The following is a 24,541-nucleotide window of genomic DNA, read 5'->3' on the forward strand; positions in this document are numbered from 1 at the left end:
AGGCGATCATGAGGTGACGGCGGGGGCGACGACATGCTCATCACGGCGGACCAGGTGGTACCCGAACACCTTGCCGAGGCGACGTGGCGGCTCTACAACAACGCGTTCGAGGAGTTGCGGGCCGCGGCCGTACAGCGACACGTGATGGTCCGCGACGAGTTCGACACGGTGCTCGCCGACCCTCGGGTGACGAAGTATCTCGGGCTCGACCCGCAGCGCCCGGACGACGTACTGGCGCTGGCGACGTTCACCAACGACCTGGACGCCGTACCGCTGATCTCGCCGGACTATTTCGCGCGCCGCTGGCCGGAGCTCTACGCCGAGCAGCGGATCTGGTACATCGGCTTCTTCGCGATCGACCCGGAGGTCCGCGGCGACGGGGTCTTCGAGACGGTGATCGAGCGGATGTGGGAGCGGGTGCTGGCCAGCCGGGGCATCGCCGCCCTGGACATCTGCCGACGTAACAACGACATCGGCCTGCCGAAGGCGATCCACCAGACCCTGGACCAGCTCACCACCGGGGTCCGGACCACCCCGCTCGACGAGCAGGTCTACTGGCTGTTCGAGCCGCCCGAGTCGGCCTGACCGGCGTCCGGCCCGCCGGTCAGCCGGGACCCGTCCGGGCCGACGGCCACACCTGACCCGTCCGGCGCGACGGCCAGTCCGGCGCCGTCCGGGCCGACGGCCAGGGCGGACCAGCGTTCGGCGAAGGGGTGTGGGCGTACCGGGCCGCCCCAGAGCCGGCCCTGGCCGAGCACCACGCCGAGGGTTTCCAGCACCCCGCGCTGGGTCGGGGTCTCGACGCCCTCGGCGACCACGGTCAGCCGCAGCGCGCTGCTCATCGCGACCACCGCCCGTACGATCTCCTCGTCCTCCGGGTTGCCGCCGAGGCCGGCGACGAACGCCCGGTCGACCTTCACCCCGGTGACCGGGTGCCGACGCAGGTAGCCCAGCGCGGAGTAGCCGGTGCCGAAGTCGTCGACCACGATCCGTACGCCCATCCGGCGCAGTTCGAAGAGCACCTGGTCGGTGCCGGCGGACGGGTCGACCATCACCGACTCGGTGATCTCCAGGACCACCACCCCGGTCGGTACGTCGTGCCGCAGCAGCGACTCGGCGATGCTGTCCGGCAGGCCGGGATCGCGCAGTTGCCGGGGCGAGACGTTGACCGAAATCCAGAACTCGTCGTCCACCACACCGTCGGCCCGCCAGTCGGCGAGTTGTCGCAGCGCCTCGTCCAGCACCCACCGGCCGATGGCGGCGATCAGACCGGTGTCCTCGGCGATGGAGATGAAGTCCAGTGGGGACACCGCACCCCGTACCGGGTGGTCCCAGCGCAGCAGCGCCTCGGCGCCGACCAGTCGCCCGCCGCGCAGTTCGACGATCGGCTGGTAGACCAGGTGGAGCTGTTCCTTGGCCAGGGCGTGCCGCAGTGCGAACTCGATCTCGACCCGGTCGCGTACCCGGTCGCGCATGGAGGTGTCGAACAGGGCCCACTTGCCCGGGCCCTCGGCCTTCGCGTGGTACATGGCGATGTCGGCGTCGCGCATCAACGACTCGGCGGTCACCGGTGCGGCGTCGTGCTGTTCGGCCGCTGCCGCGGTGGGCAGGCCGCCCCATCCGCCGCTGCTGCCGGTGGTTTCGTCCGGGTCGTACGCCAACCTGTCCGGGGTGCCGGTGGGCTCGCCCGTCGGCACCGCCACCGTGGTGCCGACCAGGCCGACCGACGTGCTGACCACCACCTCGATACCGCCGACCTGCAACGGTGCGGCGAACGAGCCGAGGATCCGTTCGGCGAGCGTGATCGCCTCCTCGCGGCTGCCGCTGAGTACGACCACGAACTCGTCCCCGCCGACCCGGGCGACCACCGCCGCCGCCGGCACCAGCGCCCGCAGCCGCTTGCCGACCTCGACGATGAGCTGGTCACCGGTGTCGTGGCCCCACGAGTCGTTGACCATCTTGAAGCCGTCGAGGTCGAGGAAGTACACCCAGATCCCGGTCGGTACGGCCGCCGCCCGGCGCAGCAGCCGGCCGACCTCACGCGACAGCGCCCGCCGGTTCGGCAGCCCGGTCAGCGGGTCGTGGGTGGCGTGGTGCTCATAGCGGCGTTGCGCGGTGGCGTAGCCCTGCACCGCCGACACCGCACGGACCAGCAGCAACGCCACCATGATCGCGCCGGCGAACGCCGGGACCAGCCGCTCCACCGACGTCGGCTGGTCGAGTACGGCGATCAGCACGAACGGCGCGGCCAGTGCCGGGCAGATCAGCAGCAGCCTCGGCCAGGACCAGGCCTGCACCGGCAGCGGCATGGCCCGGCCCAGGTAGACCACCGACGGGTGCAGCGCGGCGGCTCCGACCATGGCGAAGCCGAGCAGGAAGGGCAGGTCCAGGATCGGCGCGCCGGAGAGGGTGCCGAACAGCCCGACGATCGCGTACGCCAGGTCGCCGAGGAGCAGTGAGGTCATCATGCCGACCAGCAGCCAGTAGCTGGGGCGCCGGGCGGCGGTGGTGAAGGCGAGGTTGACCAGGAGCAGGAGCAGCACCACGTCGAACACCGGGTACGTGCCGGCGAGCGCCGACACCATCACCGGCCGCCCCTGGATCGACGCCGCCGGTACGGCGAGCAGCAGCAGCGAGACGCAGGCGGCGCCGAGGCAGACGATGAGACCGTCGATCACGGCGTGCCGTTCCAGCCCGCCCCTGGCCCGCAGCAGCCCGCCGACACCGATGATCATGAGCAGGTAGCCGGGGACGGTGAACGCGTCAGCGGCCAGGGCGGACAGTCCGCTCCGGTCCGCGGCCCAGGGCCGAACCAACGCTCCGACCAGGAACAACGTGCTGGCCGCGCTGAGCAGATACCAGGGGTGGCGGGGTACGGCTCGGTGCCACCAGGGCCCGAGCACCAGGACGACCGCCGTGCCGACGCCCACCGCGCCGAACAGGGCAGCACCGAGGTGGTCGGAGAGGTTGGCGGCGTACAACAGGGCCCCGACGACCCCGGCGGCGAGGAACGCCACCGAGCCGGACGCGGAGGCCCGGTCGACCGGGGTCGAGCGTCGCATCGAGATCGCCCCCAGCGAACCTTCCGTCTTCTGACCGACCAGCAGGCGCACCACGCTACCAACCGGATCATCCGACGTGCTGTGGATGATCGACTGGACTTGGTGAGCCGATCGGATGAGTAACGCACAGCCTGTGCGATCTCGCACGACAACTACCCCGATCACCGGGAGCGGAATCCCGTTCCGGCCCCGCCGGGCGATCTAGGGACAACGGAGCGATTTGGGGTGGTCTATGGTGTCCGGGTCGAGCCCACGGGGGGTTCGTAACGGCTCCGAACGGAGAACTGACTTGTCCACCACGGTGAATCGCAGGACCGCACTGGGTTTCGGCACGGCGGCAACGGCCGGCCTGGTTTTCGGCACCGGCAGCGGCGCATCGGCCGCGCCCACACCCGACCGGGGTGCGGCCACGGACGCCATCGGACCGGCGGAGCGCCGGGTCGGGAAGATCTACTACCGCGCTTCGACCGAGGCGGGCGGGACCTGGCGGGCCCGGATCAGTGTGAACGCCCCCGACGGCAGCGCGCTGACCGCGGTGGATCAGGGCTCGGACGACCGGGTCGAGGCGTACAGCGTGAACAAGGTGGCGGTGGCCGTCGCGGTGCTGGACAAGGTCGACCGGGGCCTGCTGCAACTGAACCAGACGGTCGAGGTGAGCGCCGCGATCGTGATCCCCGACGGTGACGGCATCTTCCGGCTCGACGGCGCGTACCCGAGCACGGTGACCGTCGGGCACGCGCTCGCCGCCCTGCTCACCGTCTCGGACGACACCTCGGTACGGCTCTGCGGCCTGGTCTGCCCCGCGCTGGAGATCAACCAGATCCTGGTCGCCAAGGGCTTCCCGAACACGCAGGTCGAGCCGGTCGCCAACCCCAACCGCTTCTTCCTCGGCGCCACCACCCCCCGGGAGACCCACGACCTGCTGCGGGCCCTGGTCGCGGGCACCCTGCTCTCCCCCGCCTCCACCGCGTTCCTGCTCGCCGCGCTCCGGTCGCCGATCGCCTACCCGGACGGCATCCGGCACGACATGTCCTCCGCCGATCGGGAGCGGGTGGCGACCAAGGCCGGCTGGTTCAACGGTGGCCGCAACGAGGCCGGCATCATGTTCGGCACCGACGGCACGCCCCGGCTCACCTACGCGATCTTCGCCGACGGCCAGGCCGACCCGGACAACTTCGGCCCGACCCACCCGGCCACCCACGCCCGGTCGGTGATGGGCCGGCGGTTCCTGGAGGCGATCACCGAGCCGGGCACCGCCGCGGCCACGTCCCGTGCCCGGTCGGCGTACCGGCCGAGCAACGGCGGCTGACGAATCCTTGCTCGATCCGGGGGCCGGCCACCCGCCGGCTCCCGGGACCGGCAAGGATGGACGGATGGGTAGGCCGAAGATCGTGGGCGAACCGGACCGGGGCGACGCCGACAGGTCACGGGCGCGACGCCGCCGACGCCGACGTGCCGGTGGTCTGCTCGCGCTGGCCGCCGTCGCCACCGCCGCCTGGGCCGTCCGGGACATCCCGTTCGCAATGGGTGCCCGCGCCGCCGGTGACCGGGCCGCCAGGCTGCGTTCCTCGCCGCAGTTCGAGGGCGACGGCTTCCGCAACCAGGCCAGCACCCGGACGGTGGTGGCCGAATCCGGACGCAACGTCCTGCTCCAGTTCCTCTTCGGCGGGCAGCGGCGCAAGCCCGCCGATCCGGTCCCGCTGGTCGACGCCGGCACGGCCGACCCGGCCGCGGCGCCCGCCGACGAACTGGCCGTCATCTGGTACGGACACGCCTCGGTGCTGGTCGAGATCGAGGGCCGACGGGTGCTGGTCGATCCGATGTGGAGTCAGCGGTGTTCGCCGTCGCGCCTGGTCGGGCCGCAGCGGCTGCACCCACCACCGGTGCCGCTGGAGCAACTGCCCACGGTCGACGCGATCCTGATCTCACACGACCACTACGACCACCTGGACCTGGCTACCGTACGGGCGTTGCTGCGGACCCAGTCGGCGCCGTTCCTGGTCCCGCTCGGTGTCGGCGCCCACCTGGCCCGGTGGGGTGTGCCGGAGGCGCGGATCGTCGAGCTGGACTGGACCGAGAGCGTCACCATCGCCGGGCTGCGGTTCACCGCGACCGCCGCGCAGCACTTCTCCGGGCGCGGCTTCACCCGTAACCGCACCCTCTGGGGCTCGTGGGTGATCAGGGGGAACACCCGGCGGGTGTTCTACTCCGGCGACTCCGGCTACTTCGCCGGCTACGCCGAGATCGGCCGGGAGCACGGCCCGTTCGACGTCACGCTGATCCAGGTCGGTGCGTACGCGCCCGCCTGGCCGGAGATCCACATGTTCCCGGAGGAGGCGATCACCGCCCACCTGGACCTGCGCGGGGAGTTGCTCGTCCCGGTGCACTGGGCGACGTTCAACCTCGCCGTGCACGCGTGGGCCGATCCGGTCGACCGGCTGTGGCGGGAGGCGAAGGCCCGCGACGTACGGCTGGCCGTGCCCCGACCCGGTGAGCGGGTGGTCGTCGACCTGCCGCCACCGGTCGACGGCTGGTGGCAGGACATCGTCTGACCCGGTGAGCGGGTCCGGCCCCGGTGGAACGGGGTCAGAGCACGAACGCGTCGGTCCAGAGCTGCCCGGAACGGCCGGAGAGGGCGTCGAGCAACGCCACCGCCTGACTGTCGGTCAGCGAGGCGACGAAGTCGATGATCGCCCGTCCGCGCGCCTTGCCGGCCCGGCCGGGCGTACGCGGGTGCAGTTCCGCCTCGGCGAGGTCGATCAGGTCGTGCAGCCTGCGCGGTAGCCGGGCCTCCTCGCGGGGGTCGAGGATCCAGTCGAGCAGGGCCTGCACCAGGGTGTCCAGCAGCCGGGCCTGTCCCCGCTGGTGCAGCGCCAGGTCGGGCCGGGCGAGCACGAACTGGTGGTGGACGAACTTGAGCACCTGCACCTCGTGCCACTGCGCCGGGGCGAGCAGGACGTGCCCGGCCCGTACCGGCGGATCGGGGACCACGGTGATCGCGTCCACCAGCCGGCGGGTCCACCGGGCGGAGAAACCCGACACACCCTGCTCGGCCTCGATCGAGCCGTCGAACGGCGCGGCGAGCAGCCCGTCGACCAGTTCCAGCCGTACGTGTTCGACCGCGGCGGCGAACGCCTCGTCGTCGCTGATCCAGGCGTCCTTGCGGTGCAGTTGCCGGCGCAGCCGCTCGATCGGGGCGCCCTGCCGGCGCAGCCCGTGTTCGAGGGCCGCGTCGGTCATCGACCGGTACCGGTCGCTGTCGCGCTGCCAGGCCAGCAACTCGGCCGCGACCGCGCCCTGGCGCAGCACCCCGACCCGGTGGAAGTCCTCCACGTCGTGGATGGCGTACGCGATGTCGTCGGCGGTATCCATGATCGACGCCTCGACGGTCTGCTGCCAGTCGGCGATCCGGCCGGCGAACGGCGCCCGAGCCTGCCGCAGGTCCTCCACCTCGGTGCTGTACGCGCCGAACTTCGCCGACCCGCTGTCCGGCTCGTCGGGCGGCGCGGTCGCCCCGCGCGGCGGCGGGTCGAACTGCCGGGGGTGCGGGTCGGGGTAACCGGACCGGGTCCACGGGTACTTCAGGATGGCGGCGCGGACCGCGGCGGTCAGGTCCAACCCGATGGTCGCCATGCCGCGGATCTCGGTGCTGGTGACGATCCGGTACGACTGGGCGTTGCCCTCGAACCCGTCCGGCAGCCCGAGCCGCTGCCGGGCGATCCGGTCGAGCACCTGCTCACCGAGGTGCCCGAACGGCGGGTGTCCCAGGTCGTGCGCGAGCGCCGCCGCCTCGACCACGTCCGGGTCGCAGCCGCCGAGGGAGTCCAGCAGGTCGCGGTAGCGCTCGTCGGCGGCGAGCCGCTCCGCCACCGCCCGCCCCACCTGGGCGACCTTCAGGCTGTGCGTCAACCGGTTGTGTACGAGCAGCCCGGAGCCGCCCGGGGAGATCACCTGGGTGACGCCGCCGAGCCGGGCGAAGAAGGGTGAGCTGACGATCCGGTCCCGGTCGGCCCGGAACGGGCTTCCGGCAAGGTCACCGAGGGCACCGGCGCTGCCGCCGAAGAGGCGTCTGGCCCGGGGATCCACCTTCGCCACGTTCGACGCCTCGTTCGCCGCCGGAGACTCCATGATCAGACGCTAGCCCAGCCGGACCCGGCAGGTGTGCGCAGCCCCGATCGATCACGCCTTGGCATCGGCCCTCGGTACGGCACCGACAGGCGGCGACGCCGGGACCGGTTCCCGGGTCCCGCCCCCGATGCCGGCGTAGACGTCCGGTTGCATCGACCTGAGGGCGATCCCCCGGAGCAGGCCGATCAGCACGGCGAGCACCGGCAGGGCGGGTAGCAGGGCCCGCAGGTAGGCGGGGGTCCCGGGGGCGAGCAACGTACCGAAGTCGGCCAGCACCACGACCAGGACCACGCTGAGTCCCATGGTGGCGAGCGTCGGCGCGATCAGCCGCTGCCAGCGCGACTCGACGGTGACCGTACGGCCGTTGAAGAAGCCCACCACGGCCACCGACGTCAGCGTCAGCAGCACCAGTACGCCGACCGCGCCGACCCCACTGAGCCAGGCGAACAGGTCGGTCAGCGGGTCCCGACCGGCAGCGGCGAAGCCGAGCAGCACCGCCAGCGCCAGCCCGGTCTGCACCAGTGAGCCGGCGACCGGCGCGCCGGTGCGTACGCCGACCCTGCCCAGCCTGGCCGGCAGCACCCGTTCGAAACCGAGCGCGTAGAGCTGGCGGGCGACGGTGTTGTGCCCGGCGAGCAGCGCGGCCAGTACCGCGGTGGCGAGCAGGGCCTGGGCGGCGACCGCCAGCGCCACCCCGCCGTGCCGGGCGAGCACGTCGGCGACCAGCCCCGGACCGGCGACGGCGGCCACGGTCGCGGTGTTGTCCGGACCGGTCGCGACGGCCAGCGCCCAGGCGCAGAGCGCGTAGCTGGCACCGACGCCGACGATGGCGAGGTACGTGGCGCGGGCGACGGTACGACCGGGGTCCCTGACCTGTCCACGGTAGGCCGGGCCCGACTCCACCCCGACGAACGCGGCGACGGCCAGGGCGAGCACGGCACCGAGACCGGCCACCGGGAGGTTCGCCGGGTCGAGCCCGGTGGCGCTGACCGAGGCGCCGGCCGGATTGTCGAGCGCGAGCGCCACCAGGGCGGTCAGGACGAGCAATTCCAGGACCAGCAACACCAGCAGCACGGTCCCGGAGAGATCCAACTTGCGCAGCCCGAGCACCCCGACCACCGCCCAGGCGAGCAGCGCCCAGATCCACCAGTCGAGTTCGACGGCGAATTCGTCCGCGGCGAACTCACCGAGAATCGCACCGATCAGTCCGTAGAGGCTGATCTGGATCGCGTTGTACGCGACCAATGCGACGAACGCGGCGCCGACCGCGCCGGCCCGTCCGAGCCCATTTGCGATGTACGAGTGCGACGATCCCGGGTTCGGCACGTACCGGCCCATCGCGGCGTAACCGACGGCGAAGACGCCCAGCACGACGGTCAGCACCAGAAAACAGAACGCGGCGCCGACGTTGCCGCTGACCGCGTACATGACCGGGATGGTGCCGCCGACCGCGGTCAGCGGACCGGCGGTCGCGGCGACGAAGAGGGCGAGCCGTCCGGTGCCGAATCGACCGGGGTGCAGTGGGATACCGGGGACGGGCGGCTCGGTTGGCATCGTGGATCGCTCCTGGCCGGTCGAAACATTGTCGATCGACAATCAGGAGAGGCTATGGCCGTTTCCGGCGGGCGACAAGTTCGTACGGAGATCCGACAGTTTCGCCCCGGTCGAGTCCATTGCCCGACGCAACGCCGAGAACGGGTTGAGCGCCGTGATTCCTTGCCGTAGCGTCCTGCATCAACACGCGGAGCAATCGAAGCGTCACGACGGTACCGGGCGGGGCCGGAGAGCCATGAACAACTTCCTGGGCGATACCGAACGACTCGCCGATGAGCTGTTCCTCATCGGACACGACGACTACAACGGCCGCCCACTGGCCGCCGCCAACCTGCTCGACCCGGCCCTGGCCGGTGCGATCCTCGCCGAACTGGCTCTGGCCGGGCGGATCACCATCACCCGTGGCGAGGTCTTCGTCGCCGACAACCGGGCCTGGCAGGACCCGGTCGCGGACCGGGCACTCGGCGAGATCGTCCGGCACGGCGACGGGTACGACGCCCGGGGCTGGCTGGAGTTCATCCGCCCCCAGGTGCACGAGCAGGTCGGGCTCCGGCTGGTCAGCGCGGGCGCGCTGCGGCGGGAGAGCCGTCGCGGGCTGAGCCTGCGGATGAAGGTGCGCTGGCCCGGCCGCGACCCGAACCGGGTGGCCGCACCCCGGGTCCGGCTCGCCGCCGTCCTCGAACGCTCGGACCAACCGCTGGACATCCGCAACGCGACTCTGGCCGCCCTGGTCCGGTCCGGTGGCATGATCGGCGTGCTCGGCCTGCCCGAGCACGCCGTGGCGCAGCGCATCTCGGCCGCCCGCCGGCTGCTGCCGCCCGCCCTGGCCGACCTGCTGAACGCGGTCGACGCGACGGTCGCCGCCGCCACCCTCAGCCCCCGCCGCTGAACAGCACCCTTCCTGGGCGCCGGCCGGGTGGCGCGACGCGGACGGGTGGCGGACGGCAGAATGCGTACGTAACCCACCCGGAAAAGGCGGACCAGGATCGTGACGACGTCTGTTCATCAGCGGATCGCCGAGGAGCTCGGCGTACGCGAGCGGCAGGTAACGGCCGCCGTCGAGTTGCTCGACGGCGGGGCCACCGTGCCCTTCATCGCCCGTTACCGCAAGGAAGTCACCGGCATGCTCGACGACGCGCAGTTGCGCACGCTCGAGGAGCGGCTGCGCTACCTGCGGGAGTTGGAGGAGCGGCGGGCGGCGATCCTGGAGTCCATCCGCAGTCAGGGCAAGCTGGACGACGCGCTAGAGGCGCAGATCATGGCGGCCGACTCGAAGGCCCGGCTGGAGGACATCTACCTGCCGTACAAGCCGAAGCGGCGGACGAAGGCGCAGATCGCCCGGGAGGCGGGGCTGGAGCCGCTGGCCGAGCAGCTCCTCGCCGACCCGACGCTGGATCCGCGTACGGCCGCGACCGCGTTCGTCGACGCCGACAAGGGTGTGGCGGATCCGACGGCGGCGCTCGACGGGGCGCGGGCGATCCTGGTCGAGCGGTTCGCCGAGGACGCGGACCTGATCGGGTCGCTGCGCGAGCAGATGTGGTCGCGGGGCCGGCTCGCCGCCCGGGTACGTGACGGCCAGCAGGACGCGGGCGCGAAGTTCTCCGACTACTTCGACTTCAGCGAGCCGTACACCCGGCTCGCCTCGCACCGGGTGCTGGCCATGTTCCGGGGCGAGAAGGAGGGTGTACTCGACCTCACCATGGAGCCCGAGGAGGCACCCGAGGCGGAGTCCGGCCCGGTCGGGCCGACCCGGTACGAGGCGGAGATCGGCGCCCGGTTCGACATCTACGACCGGGGACGGCCGGCGGACCGTTGGCTGACCGAGACGGTGCGCTGGGCGTGGCGTACCCGGATCCTGATCCACCTCGGCGCCGACCTGCGGATGCGGCTGTGGCAGGCGGCCGAGGACGAGTCCGTACGCGTCTTCGCGACGAACCTGCGTGACCTGCTGCTCGCCGCGCCGGCCGGCAGCCGGACCACGATGGGCCTCGACCCGGGCCTGCGTACGGGTGTGAAGGTGGCGGTGGTCGACGCGACCGGCAAGGTGCTGGCGACCGACACCATCTACCCGCACGAGCCGCGCCGGCAGTGGGACCAGTCCATCGACACGCTGTCGCGGCTGGCCCGGACGCACTCGGTCGACCTGATCGCGATCGGCAACGGCACCGCCTCGCGGGAGACCGACAAGCTCGCCGGTGACCTGATCAAGCTGCACCCGGACCTGAACCTGACCAAGGTGGTGGTCTCCGAGGCCGGCGCGTCGGTCTACTCCGCGTCCGCGTACGCCTCTCAGGAACTGCCCGGCATGGACGTGTCGCTGCGCGGCGCGGTCTCGATCGCGCGCCGGCTCCAGGATCCGCTGGCGGAACTGGTGAAGATCGAACCGCGCTCGATCGGGGTCGGCCAGTACCAGCACGACCTGTCCGAGGCGAAGCTCTCCCGTTCGTTGGACGCGGTGGTCGAGGACTGCGTGAACGGCGTCGGCGTGGACGTGAACACCGCGTCCGCACCCCTGCTCACCCGGGTTTCCGGGATCGGTGCCGGGCTCGCGGAGAACATCGTCATGCACCGGGACACGCACGGCCCGTTCCGTACCCGGCGGGCGTTGAAGGAGGTCCCCCGGTTGGGGCCGAAGGCGTTCGAGCAGTGCGCCGGCTTCCTGCGCATCCCGGGCGGCGAGGACCCGCTGGACGCCTCCGCGGTGCACCCGGAGTCGTACCCGGTGGTGCGGCGCATCCTCGCCTCCACCGGAACCGACCTCGGTTCGCTGATCGGCAAGAGCACGCTGCTGCGGGCGCTCAAGCCGACGGACTTCGTCGACGACACGTTCGGCCTGCCGACGGTCACCGACATCATCGGCGAGCTGGAGAAGCCGGGGCGTGACCCGCGCCCGGCGTTCCGTACCGCGACCTTCGCCGAGGGCGTCGAGAAGATCGGCGACCTGACCCCGGGCATGCTGCTGGAGGGTGTGGTCACCAACGTCGCCGCGTTCGGTGCGTTCGTCGACGTGGGTGTACACCAGGACGGGCTGGTGCACGTGTCGGCGATGTCGAACACGTTCGTGAAGGACCCCCGGGACGTGGTCAAGTCCGGTGACGTGGTGCGGGTGAAGGTGCTCGACGTGGACGTACCACGCAAGCGGATCTCGCTGACGCTGCGGCTGGAGGACGAGGCCACGCCGGGCGCTCCGCGTACCGGTGGTGGTGGTGAACGCCGCGACCGCCCGGCGGGCGGCGGCGAGCGCCGGGACCGGGGTGGCGCCGACCGGGGTGGGCAGCGCGGTGGCGGCGGCCAGCCCCGGCAGGGCCGGGGTTCGTCGCCGGCCCCCGCGGCCGGTGGGGCGATGGCCGACGCGCTGCGCCGCGCCGGACTCGACAAGGGTCTCGGCAAGTCCGGCCGCTGACACTCACCGCCCGCCGCGACGATCCCTCGTCGCGGCGGGCGGTCTCCCACACCCCGGGCGGTACGGTCTGCTGATGGTCGACGACGGGCGTGCCGCCTGGCGGGAACAGCACCGCCACGCGGTCGAGGTACGGGCCGAGGCGGAACGGCTGCGCCGCGCGGCGGAGACCGATCAGGCGCGGGAGCTGGTTGCCGAGTTCGTGGGCGAGGCGCAACGGCGTGGCCTGCCGGTGGTCGCGCTCACCGCCGTCGCCCCGACCGGTGCCCGCTACCGCACCGGCCTCACCGGCTGGTACGTGGACGTCAACCTGACCAGGGCGGTCACCACCGACGGCGAGTTCTACCTGTTGACCGTGCCGACGAGCCTGCGGGCCCGGTTGACCGGGGTGACGATCGAACCCCGGGAGCCGAAGCTGATCGTCGGCGAGGGCGGCCGCGATGGCGAGTCGATGCCGCTGCGCCAACTCCTCGATCGCCGCCTCGCCGCCGGCCCCACCTGGCCGTAACCCCCCGCGTGTGCCGCGGAGGTGCGCGAAGGGTTTGGCTCGTTTGCGCGAAGGGTTTGGCTCGCGCCAGCCGGCCGGACTCTTCCTGATCACGGAAACTGCGCCTCAGGTGGGAGGGGCGGGCGGTGGGGTGGGAGGGTGGGGGCGGGGTGTTGCTTCGGCGCGGCGGACCGCGAGGGTTACCCTGATCCGGCGTCGGGCCTCCCGGCGCCAACGCGCATCGTGGCTGGTCAGGTGACCGATGGCCGCGCTGCCCTGTAGCTGACGTACCGACATGCGGGCTACCGTAGGTGGCCGGGTGTGAAGAACCGATCAAGAAGCGGTTGCCTCACCGTGCGTCAAAGCGGACGTCCGGTGTCATATGGCTTCCGCATCCTGTCTTCACGATTACTTAACGGGTCACCGGTTGAATCCGTGCGACCGTTACCCGTCAGGATGGGGAGTCATGGGCGCGCGGATCCTGGTTGCCGAGGACGATCGTAAGCAGGCAAACCTCGTTCGGATCTACCTCGAACGCGAGGGACACAGCGTCCTGCTGGTCGGTGACGGCCGCGCCGCGCTCGACCAGGTACGCGCCCGCCGGCCCGACCTGGTGGTGCTCGACGTGATGATGCCGGTGGTCGACGGGCTGGACGTGTGCCGGGTGCTGCGGGCCGAGTCGGACCTGCCGATCCTGCTGCTGACCGCCCGTACCACCGAGGACGACATCCTGCTCGGCCTCGATCTGGGCGCGGACGACTACCTGACCAAGCCGTACAGCCCGCGTGAGCTGGCGGCACGCGTACGGGCGCTGCTGCGCCGGGCCGGTGTGGTCAGCGCGGGCGGCCAGGCGGTGCTGCGGGTCGGTGACCTGGAGATCGACGCCGGGCGGTTCGAGGTACGGATCGAGGGCCGGCCGATCACCCTGACCGCCAAGGAGTTCGGCATCCTGGAGGTGCTGGCCAGCGAGCCGGGCCGGGCGTTCACCCGGGCCCAGATCATCGACCGGGCGTTCGGGTTCGACCACTACGTCCTCGAACGCACGGTCGACGTACACGTGATGAACCTGCGCCGCAAGATCGAGGCCGACGCCACCGAACCCCGGTACGTCCAGACCGTCTTCGGCCGTGGCTACCGCCTCTCCGACCTCGCTGTCCCGGCGGCGGCCACGCCGTGAGTTTCCGGTTCCGGGTGCTGGGGCTGGTCATGCTCGTCGCGCTCAGCGCCACCGCCGCGACCGCCTGGCTGACCCTTCGGCAGGCCCGGCAGCAGCTCAGCGCCACGGCCAACGCGGACGAGGCCCAGGTCGACATGATCAGCTCCGAACTCAAGGCGTACGCCAGCCGGCAGGGCACCTGGGAGGGCGTACCCACGCTGGTCGAGCGGTTGCATCAGGACACCGGTCAGCGGATCCGCCTGGAGACGGACTTCGTGGTGCTGGTGGACTCCGACACCCAGGACAACCCAGCCAAGGCCACCCGGCCCCTCGGCCCGCTCACCGCCGTGGTCAACCCGCGACCGACCCTGTCACTGGCCAACGTGCCCACCGCGAGCCTGGCCTCCAGCACCGTCAAGGCGATCGGGAACTACCGCTCCGGGGTGCTCTTCGCGGCCTGCCTCACCCGGGAGGGGCTGGCGGTGACCAGCACCCCGGGCGCGCTCGGGATGCCCGTGTTCGGGGCCGGTCCGAACAACCCGCAGCCGGATCCGGTGGTGGTCGACAACTGCCGGGTGGGCACCGCCGAGGCCGGCCGGGACATCGCCGCCGACATCGCCAGGGCCGGTGACTGCGGCGCCCCGATGGACGCCCTGCTGCCACTCGTCCACGGCGAGTCGGGCGCGGAGACCGGGCGCCCCGTGACACCGACGAAGCCGCCGCAGGGATCGACCGACGGTGGCACCGGGACCACCGAGGACCAGGTGAGCTGCCTGACGCAGGTCTTCGACCTGCAGATCAACGACGTGGCACCGCAGCCGGTGCGGCTCTACCTCGGTGCGGCGAGCGACCCCGGGGCGGCGCTGACCAGTGGCCCGATGCTGGCCGGGGTGGCCGGGGTCGCCGGGGTCGCCATCCTCTGCACCGCCTTGCTGAGCCACCGGGTGCTCCGCCCGATCGGCCGACTCACCGCCGCCGCGCAGCGGCTCGGTCGGGGCGACCTCGGGGGCAGAGTGCCGGTGGAGGGTCGCGACGAGCTGGCCGAGCTGGGTCGCTCGTTCAACCAGATGGCCGACTCGTTGCAACGCGGCGAGGAGCGGCAGCGCCGGTTGGTGGCCGACGTCGCGCACGAGCTGCGCAGCCCGCTGGCGAACCTGCGCGGTTATCTGGAGGCGCTCAAGGACGGGGTGATCACGCCCGATCCGGAGCTGTTCGCCTCGTTGCACGAGGAGGCGGTACTCCAGCAGCGGATCGTCGACGACCTCCAGGAGTTGGCCCTGGCCGAGGCGGGCACGCTGGCGTACCACAGGGTCTACGTCGACCTGGCCGAGTTGCTGGAGACCTGCCGTACGGCGCACCTGGCGCTGGCCGAGGCGGCCGGGATCACGCTGCGGGTGGTCGCCGAGCCGGTGCTCGTCTACGCCGATCCCGACCGGTTGCGCCAGGTGGTGGGCAACCTGATCACGAACGCGCTGCGGGCCACCGCCGTGGGCGGCAACGTCACCCTGCACTGCGCCCGGACCGGTACGGCGGCTGCCCTGGTACGGGTGGCCGACGACGGTTCCGGGATCGCCCCGGACGCACTCCCGCACGTGTTCGACCGGTTCTGGCGGGCGGACTCGGCCCGCGGGCGCGGTACCGGCGGCAGCGGACTCGGGCTCGCCATCACCCGGCAGATCGTCACCGACCACGGCGGCACCATCGTGGTCACCAGCGAACTGGGCGCCGGTACGACCTTCCGGATCGTTCTGCCCTCCCCACTCGTCCCCGATGACCGAAAAGGATCCCTCCCTCGCTAATGGGTGGTAAAACCCTTTATAGCGATTTGATCCGCTTTCGACCGGTTGAGTGATCGGAACACGGATCCGAAACATCCGGCCGGGGCGACCGCCGGAAGGGGGACGGCGATGAAAAGTTCGACGGATCTGACCAGCACCGAATCCTGGGACCAACTGTGGAGCCAGCCCAGGTCGGGCGGGGTGGCGAGCCGGGTCAAGCAGCGGCTCAAGGCCACCCGGACCTGGCACCAGTTGCTGGCCGACCTGCTCGACAGCACCGGCCGTGAGGGCCCGGTCGACGTACTCGAACTGGGCTGCGCCCCCGGCAGCATGCTGCTGCAACTGCACCAACTGCGGCCGATGCACACCTACCACGGGCTCGACTTCGCTCCCGAGGGCCTGAAGACCGCGCGACGGCTCCTGCACGCGGCCGGCGTACCGGCGAACCTGCGACTCGGCGACGTGCGTACGGCCGAACTGCCGCCGGTCGACCTCGTCCTCTCCTTCGGCCTGGTCGAACACTTCGAAGAGCCCGGCGAGATCATGGCGCACCACCGGCGTTTCCTCCGCCCCGGCGGGGTCGCCGCGGTGACGGTCCCCAACTACGCGCACCCCGCACTGGTCGCGCTCCTGCGCCGGTTCAGCCCGGAGACGCTCGCCACCCACAACCTGCGGGTGATGTCGGAGGACTCGCTGCGTACAGCGTTCGCGAGCGCGGGTCTGGTCGATATCGTGACCGGGGTGAGCGGCGGACCGACGATGCCGAACTCCCGGGTCCGGCCGGACCTGTCCGGCAGTTCGTACCGGTTCGCCGCCCGCACCTGGAACGCCTGCAGTGGACTACTGCCGGACGGGTGGCCGTGGTCGGCGAACATCTGGGCCACCGGCGTACAACCCGGATGATCCTCGACGGCCCCGCGGCCAGCACCGCGACCCCCGCCAGCGCCCCGCCCGTCACCGGCCGTGCCGGTACGGTCGCCGGGCGTTCCAGTGCCGTCGCCGGGCAGATCAGTTGGAGCCTGCTCGGCATCCTGGTCGCCTCCCTGGCCCAGTGGGTGGTGATCGTCGTCCTGGCCAGGTACGGCAACCCGGCCATGGTCGGCCAGTACGCACTCGGCCTGGCCGTGGCGGCACCGGTCCTCCTGGTCGCCAGCCTCGCCCTGCGGACCGTGCAGGTGACCGACGCGCGGTCGCGCTTCGGCTTCGTCGACTACCTACGGCTGCGCGTCCTCGGCATGGTCGTGGCCACCGTGGTGATCGCGATCATCGCCGCCTTCGTCGGCTCGGGCGGTGCCGTGGTGGTGGTGCTGGTCGGCATCGCCAAGGCACTCGACGGCATCGGGGACATCTACCTCGGCCTCTTCCAGCGGCACGGCCGGATGCGCAGCATCAGCCTCTCGATGATCCTCAACGGGGTCGCCACGGTGCTCGCCGTGACGACGCTGCTCCTGCTCACCGGCAGTGTGGCGTGGGCGGTGCTGGGCTCGGTCGCCGGATCCGCGCTCGGCGCGGTCGGTTACTGCCTGGTCGCCGCGCGCCCGCTGCGCCGGAGCGTCGACCCGGCCGGCGACAGTGCCTCCGAGCGTGGGCCGGGCGGGCGGCTGGTGAGCCTGGCGGCGCTCGCCCTTCCCCTCGGCATCGCCTCCGGCCTCGCCTCGTTCACCATCAACCTGCCGCGCTACCTGGTCGGACACGAACTGGGGACGGCCGCGCTGGGCATCTTCGCCGCGATCGGGTACGTCGTACTCGCCGCCAACGCCATCTTCGCCGCGGTCGCCCAGACCATGCTGCCCCGGATGTCCAACCTGTACGCGGACGGCCAGGTCACCGCGCTCACCCGGCTCGTCAAGCGACTGGTCCTGGCCACGCTCGCCATCGGCGGACTCGCCGTCGGCGCGGCCGCGATGCTCGGCCGACCCGCCCTCGACCTGGTCTACGGCGCCGAGTACGCACGACACGCGTCGGTGTTGACCCTGCTCACCGTGGTGGCCGCCCTCAGCGGGGCGGTCTTCGTCGTCGGCACCGCCCTGTCGGCGCTGCACCGGTTCGGCAACCAGTTCACCGCGAGCGTCGCCACCCTGCTGCTGACCGTGCTCGCCGCGTACCTGCTGATTCCCCGCTACGGGCTCGACGGCGCCGCCTGGACCGTGGTGCTGACGGTGGCCGGCGACGGCACGCTCAAGGCGCTGATGCTGCGCCGTGCCCTGAAAGGACGGCCGTGGACCTGAACAGCACCACGGTGATCTGGGCCTGTGTCGCGGGAGCCGTAGCGGTTCCCGTCCTGTTACTGCTGCGATCCGGGCGCCGGGACGTGCTGCCGTACCTGGCCGGCTACTTCGCCTTCTTCGGCCTCGGCCCGGCGCTCAACCACGTACTCGGTCGGGAGATCTATCCGGGCATCGCGATCGACAAGATCGGCGCGGCGTCGTTCGGTCTGCTGCTCGCCTTCCTCGCCATGCTGGTGGTGGGGGTCGTCGTTCCTGTCCGCCGGGGCGCGCTGGACCGGACCCGGATCGACCAACCCGAGCACCGCCTCCCGCTGCTCGTGCCGTTCCTGCTCGCGCTGGCGCTCTACGCCCTGACGATCGTGGCCCTGCACGGTCCGGCGATGCTCGCCGGCAACAAGTTGGACCGGATCACCCTCGCCGGTCCCTGGCACTACGACTACCTGCTGTTGCAGACCATGGCCTGTTCGCTCTACTTCGCCGCCCGGTCGACCCGGCTCGGCACCGTCGCGTACGCGGTGAACGTCGCCTGCTACGTCGGCTACTGCCTGGCCACGAACGAGCGGGACTTCCTCTTCGCGCTGTTCAGCGTCCTGCTGCACGTCCAACTGTTCCGCCGCCGCGCCATGTCGCTGCGCTTGGCGCTGATCGGTGTCGCCGGCGTCGTCCTCGCCACGTTCCTGGCCAGCATCCGCAGCCCCGGCGTCGGGATCGGCACCACCCGGGCGCTGAACGAGGGCACGGTGATGTTCCCGGACACGTACGTGATGAGCCTGGTGCCGCACCAGTTGCCGTTCGCGCACGGCGGGACGTACTGGGACGCGGTGCAGGGTGTGCTGCCCATCGGTCCCCAGTACGCACTCGCCCAGTGGCTGGTCGACTCGTACGCCCCCGGCTCCCCCGGCGGCTACGGCTTCTCGCTCACCGCGGAGGCGTACCTCAACTTCGGCCTGGTCGGCATTCCCGTCGTCTTCGCCGCGTTGACCGCCGTGCAACGCTTCCTCGTCAACCGGGCCGTCCGGGGCGGCTTCTACACGTACGCGAGCGTGCTGTTCACGGTCACCTGGATGTACAACTTCCGGGGCGAGAGCTTCGCGCTGGTGAAGACGCTGGTGTACGGCGCCGTGCTCTACGGGGTGCTGCACCTGTCCGGCAAGGTGCTGCGGACGTACGCTCCCGGTCGTCGTAGCCCGGCGCGCGCCACCGGGCCGGCCCGCAGGATCGGTGCCAGCCCGGGCAGGATCGGTGGTAACCGGCCCGCCGCCGTGCTCGCCCGAGCGAAACGGGCGACCGGAGGTGCGTCCTAGTGGAGCACCCGCAGGTCGACCCTGGCGTGTGCCGCCCGACCGGAACTCCGCTTCGGTCCGGTGCCGGCCACCCGCCCGGGCACGGTGAAGGCGAGCAGCACCACCACCGCCAGCGGCACGAACCGGCCGAGCAGGAAGACCACGATGTTGTCCAGGTCGCTGCTGAGCACCAGCACGCTGGCGATGCCGAGCGACGGGGCGAGCAGTTTCGGCACCAGGTCCGGTTGGTCCCGGGCCCGCCGGTACAGCCGCCGGGACCAGCGGACCAGCAGCGCGAGCGGGACGAACGACAACACCGCCCCGGCCGGACCGAAGTTGAGCATCGCCTCGCCGGCGATGCCGTAGATCCGGGTGGCCCACTGGCCGTTGTCCCGGTCGTAGCTGCCCGGCCCGAGCAGGACCTCGGTGCCGATGACCAGCTTGGTGGTCGGGCGCTCCGGCAGCAGCCAACCCGGCACCATCAGCGTGACCGCACCGAGGTACGTCACGCCGTACCCCAGTTCGCCGTCACCGTGCCGCTTGCGTTCCAGCAGCACCGCCTGCATGTCGGCTCGGGCAAGGTCGTTGAGGAGCACTTTCGGCAGGTCACGCCCTGTTTCCGAGGAGATCTCCTCGATGCTGCGGTCACCGCGTACGACGTCGACGACCTCGACACCGGCGCTCTTGTAGAGGCCGTACAGGTACATGAACAGCACGAAGATCAGGCCACAGACCAGCAGCGCCTTGCGCGAGATGGTGAAGACGATCAGGTGCACCAGGATCAGGGCGAGCAGCATCGGCCACACGGTGTTGCTCCGGCTGCCGCGCAGACCACCGACCATGAACTGGACCAGGGCCAGACCGATCAGCAGCCAGACCACCAGGGAACGCCGTCGGGCCAGCACCTCCCGCCACCGGACGAGGACCAGGGCGAAGCCGATCAGCGGGAACGACTCGGCCAGCATCAGCAGCCAGCCCATGCCGCTGAGCGCGTCACGACCCTGCGTCATCACGGCGAGGAATCCGCTCAGGCCGCCGAACACCACGATCTCGAAGCCGAACGCGAGCACCCCGGCGGCCACGGCCAGCGAGCCGACCAGGTAGAACCGGGACAGGTTGAGCTGGGGCCCCCAGGCGGTGTGCCGGCCGCGGACCGGGAACGACAGCAGCCACCGGTAGATCAGCAGGCCGATCAGGTTGAGGATCGCCATCGCCCCGAGCGCGTCGCGCCACTCGGTCGGCGGGTTGACGAACAGTCCCCAGTGGTCGAGCGTCACGTGCAGGATCGGGGCCAGGTAGAAGAAGTGCAGCCCGAGCAGGCCGAGCAGGGCCTGCGGGTCGAAGACGTCGAGCTGGCGGCGGACGCAGCCGACCACGTCGAGGGCGATCAGCGCACCGCAGGCGGTGACCGGGAGCACGAACCAGTGCCGCATCCCGTCGTCGATGATCACCAGCACCAGGCTGACCGCGCACACCAGCCCACCGGCCAGCGCCCAGGTCACGGTGTCCGGGCCGGTACGGCCCGACCGCCGGCCGCGGCCGGTGGGACGGGTCCGGCCCGCCGGCCCGGTCCGGCCCGCCGAGCGCGGGGCCTCGACGGTACGGGTCGAGCCCGCCCGCTCGACCGTGGCGTCGTCGGTGCCCTCCCCTGGCCCGTCACCGTCGGAAACGATCCGCGCCGACATCATCGGCGACCGACCGTCCACAGCCTCCGCCACTGGGCGACGGCGTTGGCCAGCAGGAACGGCGACGAATGCAGGCTCGCGCGGATCTCCTCGCGGGCGACCGGGCCGAGCTGGATCTGGGCCGCCACCGCGTCCGCCCACCGGTACGGGCCGTCGGCGAGCGGCAGCAGCGCGAGCCCGCGTACGCGGGGTTGCACCTCGCGCAGGCACGGCAGGTCGGTCGCGACCACCGGAACCCCGGCGGCCAGTGCCTCCAGCACCACACCCGGCAGCCCCTCCCGCCGCGAGGGCAGCAGCAGCACGTCGCTCGCGGCGAGCACCGAGGCGATCTCGTCGGTCTCACCGGCGAGCACGACCAGTGGATCGTCGACGATCTCCGGGTACGCCCGGACCAGGTCGTCGGGACCGCCCGGACCGACCACGAACAGCCGGGCGTCCGGCCACCGGGCGCGTACGGCTCGGTGCACCTCGATCAGGAACGGCCGGTTCTTCTCCGGTGCCGACCGCCCCAGGTACGCCAGCACCGGCACGTCCGTCGGCAACTGCCAGCGGGACCGGGCCGCTGACCGTTCCCAGCCCCTTACCCGGGCCGGGTCGACGCTGTTGTAGAGCACTCGGTAGCGGGCGTCCCCGGTCGGCGGGCCGGCGAAGGCGAGCGCCGCCGTGGTCACGCCCAGCACGTCGGTGGCGACCCGAGGCAGCAGCCGGCGCAGCAGGGCCCGCCGGATCCGGCGGTAACGGGTGTCGGGTCGACCGTCGCCCTCGCTCCAGAACCTGGCGATCCGTACCGGCACCCCGGCGAGGCGGGCCACCAGCAGGATCACCGCGCTGGTGAGGCTGACGTGCGAGACGACCACGTCGGGTCGCATCTGCCGCAGGCAGCGCCACAGCCGCGGGCCGAACGTGGGCAGCGGGGAGACCGGGCACTGTGCCACCTCGGCCCCGGCGCCCCGGAAGTCGTCGGCCAGCTTGCCTTCACGCCCGTTGAGCGTGACGAAGGTCTGCCGTACGTCGTCCGGCGGGATCGCGCGGCAGAGGTCCAGTGACACGGTTTCGGCCCCGCCCCGGTCCAGCCAGCCGATCACGTGTGCCACCCGTACGGTCGGGTCGGCCACGGCCGGCTGTGGGCGCTGCCGCTGCCGGATCGGTTTGAGGCCACGCCGGGTCTGCGCCGCTCGGGAACTCGTCACGCGCGACCACCCACCGGTGTCCGGCTCGTGGCCGCGTCCCGTACGCCACGGTAGAACAGGTCCCGGCGCGGGCGCAGCGAGGCGAGCGAGTAGTCCCGGGCCCGGCTCAGGTTGCGGGCCGATGCGGCGCTGAGCCGTCCGGGCTGGGTGAGGAACCGGAGAATCGCCTCGGCGAGGGCGTCCGGGTCGTCGGGTGGCACCATGTCGACGTCGGCGAGCAGTTCGGGGATGCCGCCGACGGTGGAACCGACCGCCGGCAGGCCTCGCGCCATCGCCTCGATCAACGCCCGGGGCAGACCCTCGGTACGCGACGGCATGACCACCAGGTCCGCCGCGTCGAGGTGGGCGCGGACCGCCGCACCGGCCGGTACGGTGCCGACGAAGCTGACCCGGTCGGCCACCCCCGCCCGCGCCGCGAACTGTTCGAGGCGGGGGCGGAACCGCCCGTCGCCGAGGTGCACCAACCGGGGGGCGACGCCGGTGCCGGCGAGCCGGGCGAGCGCCTCGATCACGGTGTCGATGCCCTTGTAGAGCTGGTCCAGCGAACCGATCGAGATCAGCGTCCCCGGCTCCGGCGGTTGCTCGACCTGCCGGGGACCGGGCACGAACGCGTCCTCGGGCAGGTCCACGCTGGAGTACGCGGTGCTGACCGCACCGGGCCGACTCGGGTACCGGGACTGGAGATGGCGCTCGGTGACGTAGGCGACCGCTCCCGCGGAACGGCACAGGTGGCGCAGCCGGGTGGTGCCCCACTGCCGCAGGAACGGCCGCAGCGGATGGTCCACCACACCGGGGGCGAACACGTCGTACGGGTCACCGACGACCTCGACCGCGTACGGCAGCCGTTGCCGCTCCCGCCAGCCGGCCAGCATCGAACCGGTCGGCGACGGTACGCGCAGGATCACCGCGTCGGTGGGCTGGGCGGCGGCGCAGACCGCCTGCCGGATCGACCGCCAGCGGGCCAGGTACTGGCGCGGGCCGACGTAGTGCGGCACCGGCCAGAGTTCGACACCGGGACCGTCGACCCGGTGAGCGTCGGCGGGTGGTTCGTCGACGTGCTGGAGTCGGGCCACCACCCGTACGGTGTCGAACGCCGCGAGGTAGCGGCTGAAGAACGGGTACGCGGGACCGTCCGGGGTCCAGACCGAGCCGTCCGGCGTACGGGAGAACCGGGTCTCGGTGGTCACCACCACTCTCATCGCGATCGCACCCCGTTCGCGGTCCGTTCCACGATGTCGGCGATCATCTCGGCCGCCGGTTGGTGGTCGAAGAACTTGACCATGCGTTCGCGGGCGGCGTCGCCCCGGCGGGTCAGCACCCCGGCGTCGAACTCCCGGTACGCGGCCCCCAGCGCCGCCTCCAGCGGCCCGGCCTGCCCTGCCGGCACCACCCAGCCGCTGGTCTCGTCGACCACCTCGGGCAGCCCGCCGGCATCGCTGACGATGCTGGGCAGGCTCATCGCGCCCGCCTCGACCGGGGCGCCGTGCCCCTCGGACAGGGACGGGCTGACGCTCAGGTCGGCCGCGTTGTAGTACGGCCGTACCTCGGTCACCGATTCGAGCCAGGTGATGCTCGGGTCCGCGTCGACCCCGAACCGGCGGACCAGTTCCCGGCGGTGCGTCTCCCCGGTCGCGGAGAACCCGCCACCGATCAGCAGCAGGTGGGCGCGGGGGTGCCGGGCCTGGAACGCCTGCCACGCGGGGAGCAGGATGTCGTGGCCCTTGATCCCCCGCCCGTGGTACGTCAACCGCTTGGGTGCGTACACGTAGGCGACCATGACCACGACGAAGGCGTCCTCGGCGATGCCCAGCTCGGCCCGGATCTTGGCCCGCAGTTCGGCCGCGGTCGGCCCCTCGGGTGCGGGCCCGGCCGTGCCGGGGCGCTGCCCGCCGGTCCGCTGCTGCGCGACCACGTGCTGCCCGGCAGCCACGACCCGCTGATCGGTCTCCGTCTGCGAGGTGGTGGCGGACGGGCGAGCCCGGAAGCGCTGCTCGGCGACGAAGCGCTCCCGGCTGAAGTGGCCGGTGTCGATGCCGGGGGTGGTCGACGGGCGGCGTTCCGGCGGGGCGCCGAGGGCGCCGTACTGGCGGGAGGTGTAGTCGGTGCCGCAGATGATGACGTCGTCCGCGCGCCAGAGCCAGCGTTCGACCGTACGGATGAGGCGGGATTCGAGGAACAGCGGGCCGACGACCACGTGCACCCGGCCCAGCCGGAGCCCGACCGAGGTGAACCGGGCCGCGAGGGCGGAGGCGTACAGGTGGTATTTGAGGATGTCGAGGCGCAGGTCGCGCAGCAGCCGGCGCAGCCGCCACAGCCCGCGCAGGGTCGCCAGGTTGGGCCGGAAGCGGAAGTCGAACGGCGATTCGACCACCTCGAAACCACGCCGGGCCAGCTCCGCCGGCAGCGGTCCCGGGCCCGGTGGCAGCACCACCATCACCTGGTGGTCGCGGCGGCGCAACTCCTCCAACTGCGGAAGGATCCACCGGCCGCTCTGCCGGTGCTTGTACAGGATGGCTATGCGCAGTCCTGCCACTGTCGGTCCTCTCCGGAACGAGGGTCGGGGACGGGGTGGAGGGTCGGGACGGGGTGG

General features: G+C 71.9%; 18 protein-coding genes. 11 read left to right on the forward strand and 7 right to left on the reverse strand.

All coding sequences use genetic code 11. The features are described 5' to 3' along the window. Nucleotides 1-33: 33 nt before the first annotated feature. A complete protein-coding gene (locus AB0J90_RS25320) occupies nt 34-585 on the forward strand; it encodes a hypothetical protein (RefSeq protein ID WP_363599790.1) in 552 nt (183 codons plus the stop codon). Here AB0J90_RS25320 and AB0J90_RS25325 read toward each other — a convergent pair. Next, the gene (locus AB0J90_RS25325) at nt 552-3,116 is read right to left on the reverse strand and encodes an EAL domain-containing protein (RefSeq protein WP_363599792.1); all 2,565 of its coding nucleotides are present in this window, start codon (nt 3,114-3,116) and stop codon (nt 552-554) included. The genes AB0J90_RS25320 and AB0J90_RS25325 overlap by 34 nt on opposite strands. A gap of 235 nt (nt 3,117-3,351) precedes the next feature. Between AB0J90_RS25325 and AB0J90_RS25330 the strand changes: the two genes are divergently transcribed. Then, the gene (locus tag AB0J90_RS25330) at nt 3,352-4,371 is read left to right on the forward strand and encodes a serine hydrolase (protein WP_363599794.1); all 1,020 of its coding nucleotides are present in this window, start codon (nt 3,352-3,354) and stop codon (nt 4,369-4,371) included. Between the two features lie 154 nt (nt 4,372-4,525). Further along, nucleotides 4,526-5,614, forward strand: coding sequence for an MBL fold metallo-hydrolase (locus AB0J90_RS25335; RefSeq protein WP_363600030.1), 1,089 nt, complete (start codon nt 4,526-4,528; stop codon nt 5,612-5,614). Nucleotides 5,615-5,648: 34 nt separating this feature from the next. On the opposite strand, the gene dgt is transcribed toward AB0J90_RS25335, so the two are convergent. Both dgt and AB0J90_RS25345 read right to left on the reverse strand, forming a co-directional pair. Continuing rightward, nucleotides 5,649-7,190 (reverse strand): dGTP triphosphohydrolase, encoded by a 1,542-nt coding sequence (gene dgt / locus AB0J90_RS25340; protein ID WP_363599796.1) that lies wholly within the window; start codon nt 7,188-7,190, stop codon nt 5,649-5,651. 51 nt (nt 7,191-7,241) lie between these two features. Beyond that, entirely contained in the window at nt 7,242-8,744 is a 1,503-nt protein-coding gene (locus AB0J90_RS25345) for an APC family permease (protein ID WP_363599798.1), read from the reverse strand. Nucleotides 8,745-8,979: 235 nt separating this feature from the next. Here AB0J90_RS25345 and AB0J90_RS25350 point away from each other — a divergent pair, with 235 nt between their 5' ends. The 8 genes from AB0J90_RS25350 to wzy all read left to right on the forward strand — a co-directional run bounded on the left by AB0J90_RS25350 (nt 8,980) and on the right by wzy (nt 19,097). Continuing rightward, nucleotides 8,980-9,633 (forward strand): GPP34 family phosphoprotein, encoded by a 654-nt coding sequence (locus AB0J90_RS25350; protein ID WP_363599800.1) that lies wholly within the window; start codon nt 8,980-8,982, stop codon nt 9,631-9,633. 99 nt (nt 9,634-9,732) lie between these two features. Then, nucleotides 9,733-12,147, forward strand: coding sequence for a Tex family protein (locus AB0J90_RS25355; RefSeq protein ID WP_363599802.1), 2,415 nt, complete (start codon nt 9,733-9,735; stop codon nt 12,145-12,147). 73 nt (nt 12,148-12,220) lie between these two features. After that, complete coding sequence (locus AB0J90_RS25360) at nt 12,221-12,652, forward strand: hypothetical protein (protein WP_363599804.1); 432 nt, start codon at nt 12,221-12,223, stop codon at nt 12,650-12,652. 445 nt (nt 12,653-13,097) lie between these two features. Continuing rightward, the gene (locus AB0J90_RS25365; RefSeq protein WP_363599806.1) at nt 13,098-13,808 is read left to right on the forward strand and encodes a response regulator transcription factor; all 711 of its coding nucleotides are present in this window, start codon (nt 13,098-13,100) and stop codon (nt 13,806-13,808) included. Beyond that, nucleotides 13,805-15,586 (forward strand): ATP-binding protein, encoded by a 1,782-nt coding sequence (locus AB0J90_RS25370; protein WP_363599808.1) that lies wholly within the window; start codon nt 13,805-13,807, stop codon nt 15,584-15,586. The genes AB0J90_RS25365 and AB0J90_RS25370 overlap by 4 nt, the downstream gene beginning before the upstream one ends. A gap of 108 nt (nt 15,587-15,694) precedes the next feature. Next, nucleotides 15,695-16,468, forward strand: a complete 774-nt coding sequence (locus AB0J90_RS25375) for a class I SAM-dependent methyltransferase (RefSeq protein ID WP_363599810.1) — start codon at nt 15,695-15,697, stop codon at nt 16,466-16,468. Then, nucleotides 16,465-17,793 carry an oligosaccharide flippase family protein gene (locus AB0J90_RS25380; RefSeq protein ID WP_363599811.1) on the forward strand — a complete coding sequence of 443 codons (1,329 nt, stop codon included), beginning with the start codon at nt 16,465-16,467 and terminating at the stop codon, nt 17,791-17,793. The genes AB0J90_RS25375 and AB0J90_RS25380 overlap by 4 nt, the downstream gene beginning before the upstream one ends. Then, a complete protein-coding gene (wzy, locus tag AB0J90_RS25385; RefSeq protein WP_363599813.1) occupies nt 17,784-19,097 on the forward strand; it encodes an O-antigen polysaccharide polymerase Wzy in 1,314 nt (437 codons plus the stop codon). The genes AB0J90_RS25380 and wzy overlap by 10 nt, the downstream gene beginning before the upstream one ends. On the opposite strand, the gene AB0J90_RS25390 is transcribed toward wzy, so the two are convergent. From AB0J90_RS25390 to AB0J90_RS25405, 4 genes are read right to left on the reverse strand one after another with little or no spacing between them, the layout of a single operon-like run. Then, a complete protein-coding gene (locus AB0J90_RS25390; protein ID WP_363599815.1) occupies nt 19,094-20,794 on the reverse strand; it encodes a hypothetical protein in 1,701 nt (566 codons plus the stop codon). The two genes, wzy and AB0J90_RS25390, sit on opposite strands and share 4 nt — an antisense overlap. Further along, on the reverse strand, nt 20,761-21,951 hold the full coding sequence (locus tag AB0J90_RS25395) for a glycosyltransferase (RefSeq protein ID WP_363599817.1): 1,191 nt from the start codon (nt 21,949-21,951) through the stop codon (nt 20,761-20,763). Before AB0J90_RS25395 ends, AB0J90_RS25390 begins: the two co-directional genes overlap by 34 nt. After that, on the reverse strand, nt 21,948-23,150 hold the full coding sequence (locus AB0J90_RS25400) for a glycosyltransferase family 4 protein (RefSeq protein WP_363599819.1): 1,203 nt from the start codon (nt 23,148-23,150) through the stop codon (nt 21,948-21,950). Before AB0J90_RS25400 ends, AB0J90_RS25395 begins: the two co-directional genes overlap by 4 nt. After that, nucleotides 23,147-24,484 (reverse strand): glycosyltransferase family 4 protein, encoded by a 1,338-nt coding sequence (locus AB0J90_RS25405; RefSeq protein WP_363599821.1) that lies wholly within the window; start codon nt 24,482-24,484, stop codon nt 23,147-23,149. The genes AB0J90_RS25400 and AB0J90_RS25405 overlap by 4 nt, the downstream gene beginning before the upstream one ends. Nucleotides 24,485-24,541 lie beyond the last annotated feature (57 nt).

The organism is Micromonospora sp. NPDC049523, from assembly GCF_040676775.1.
Classification (GTDB): Bacteria; Actinomycetota; Actinomycetes; order Mycobacteriales; family Micromonosporaceae; genus Micromonospora_G.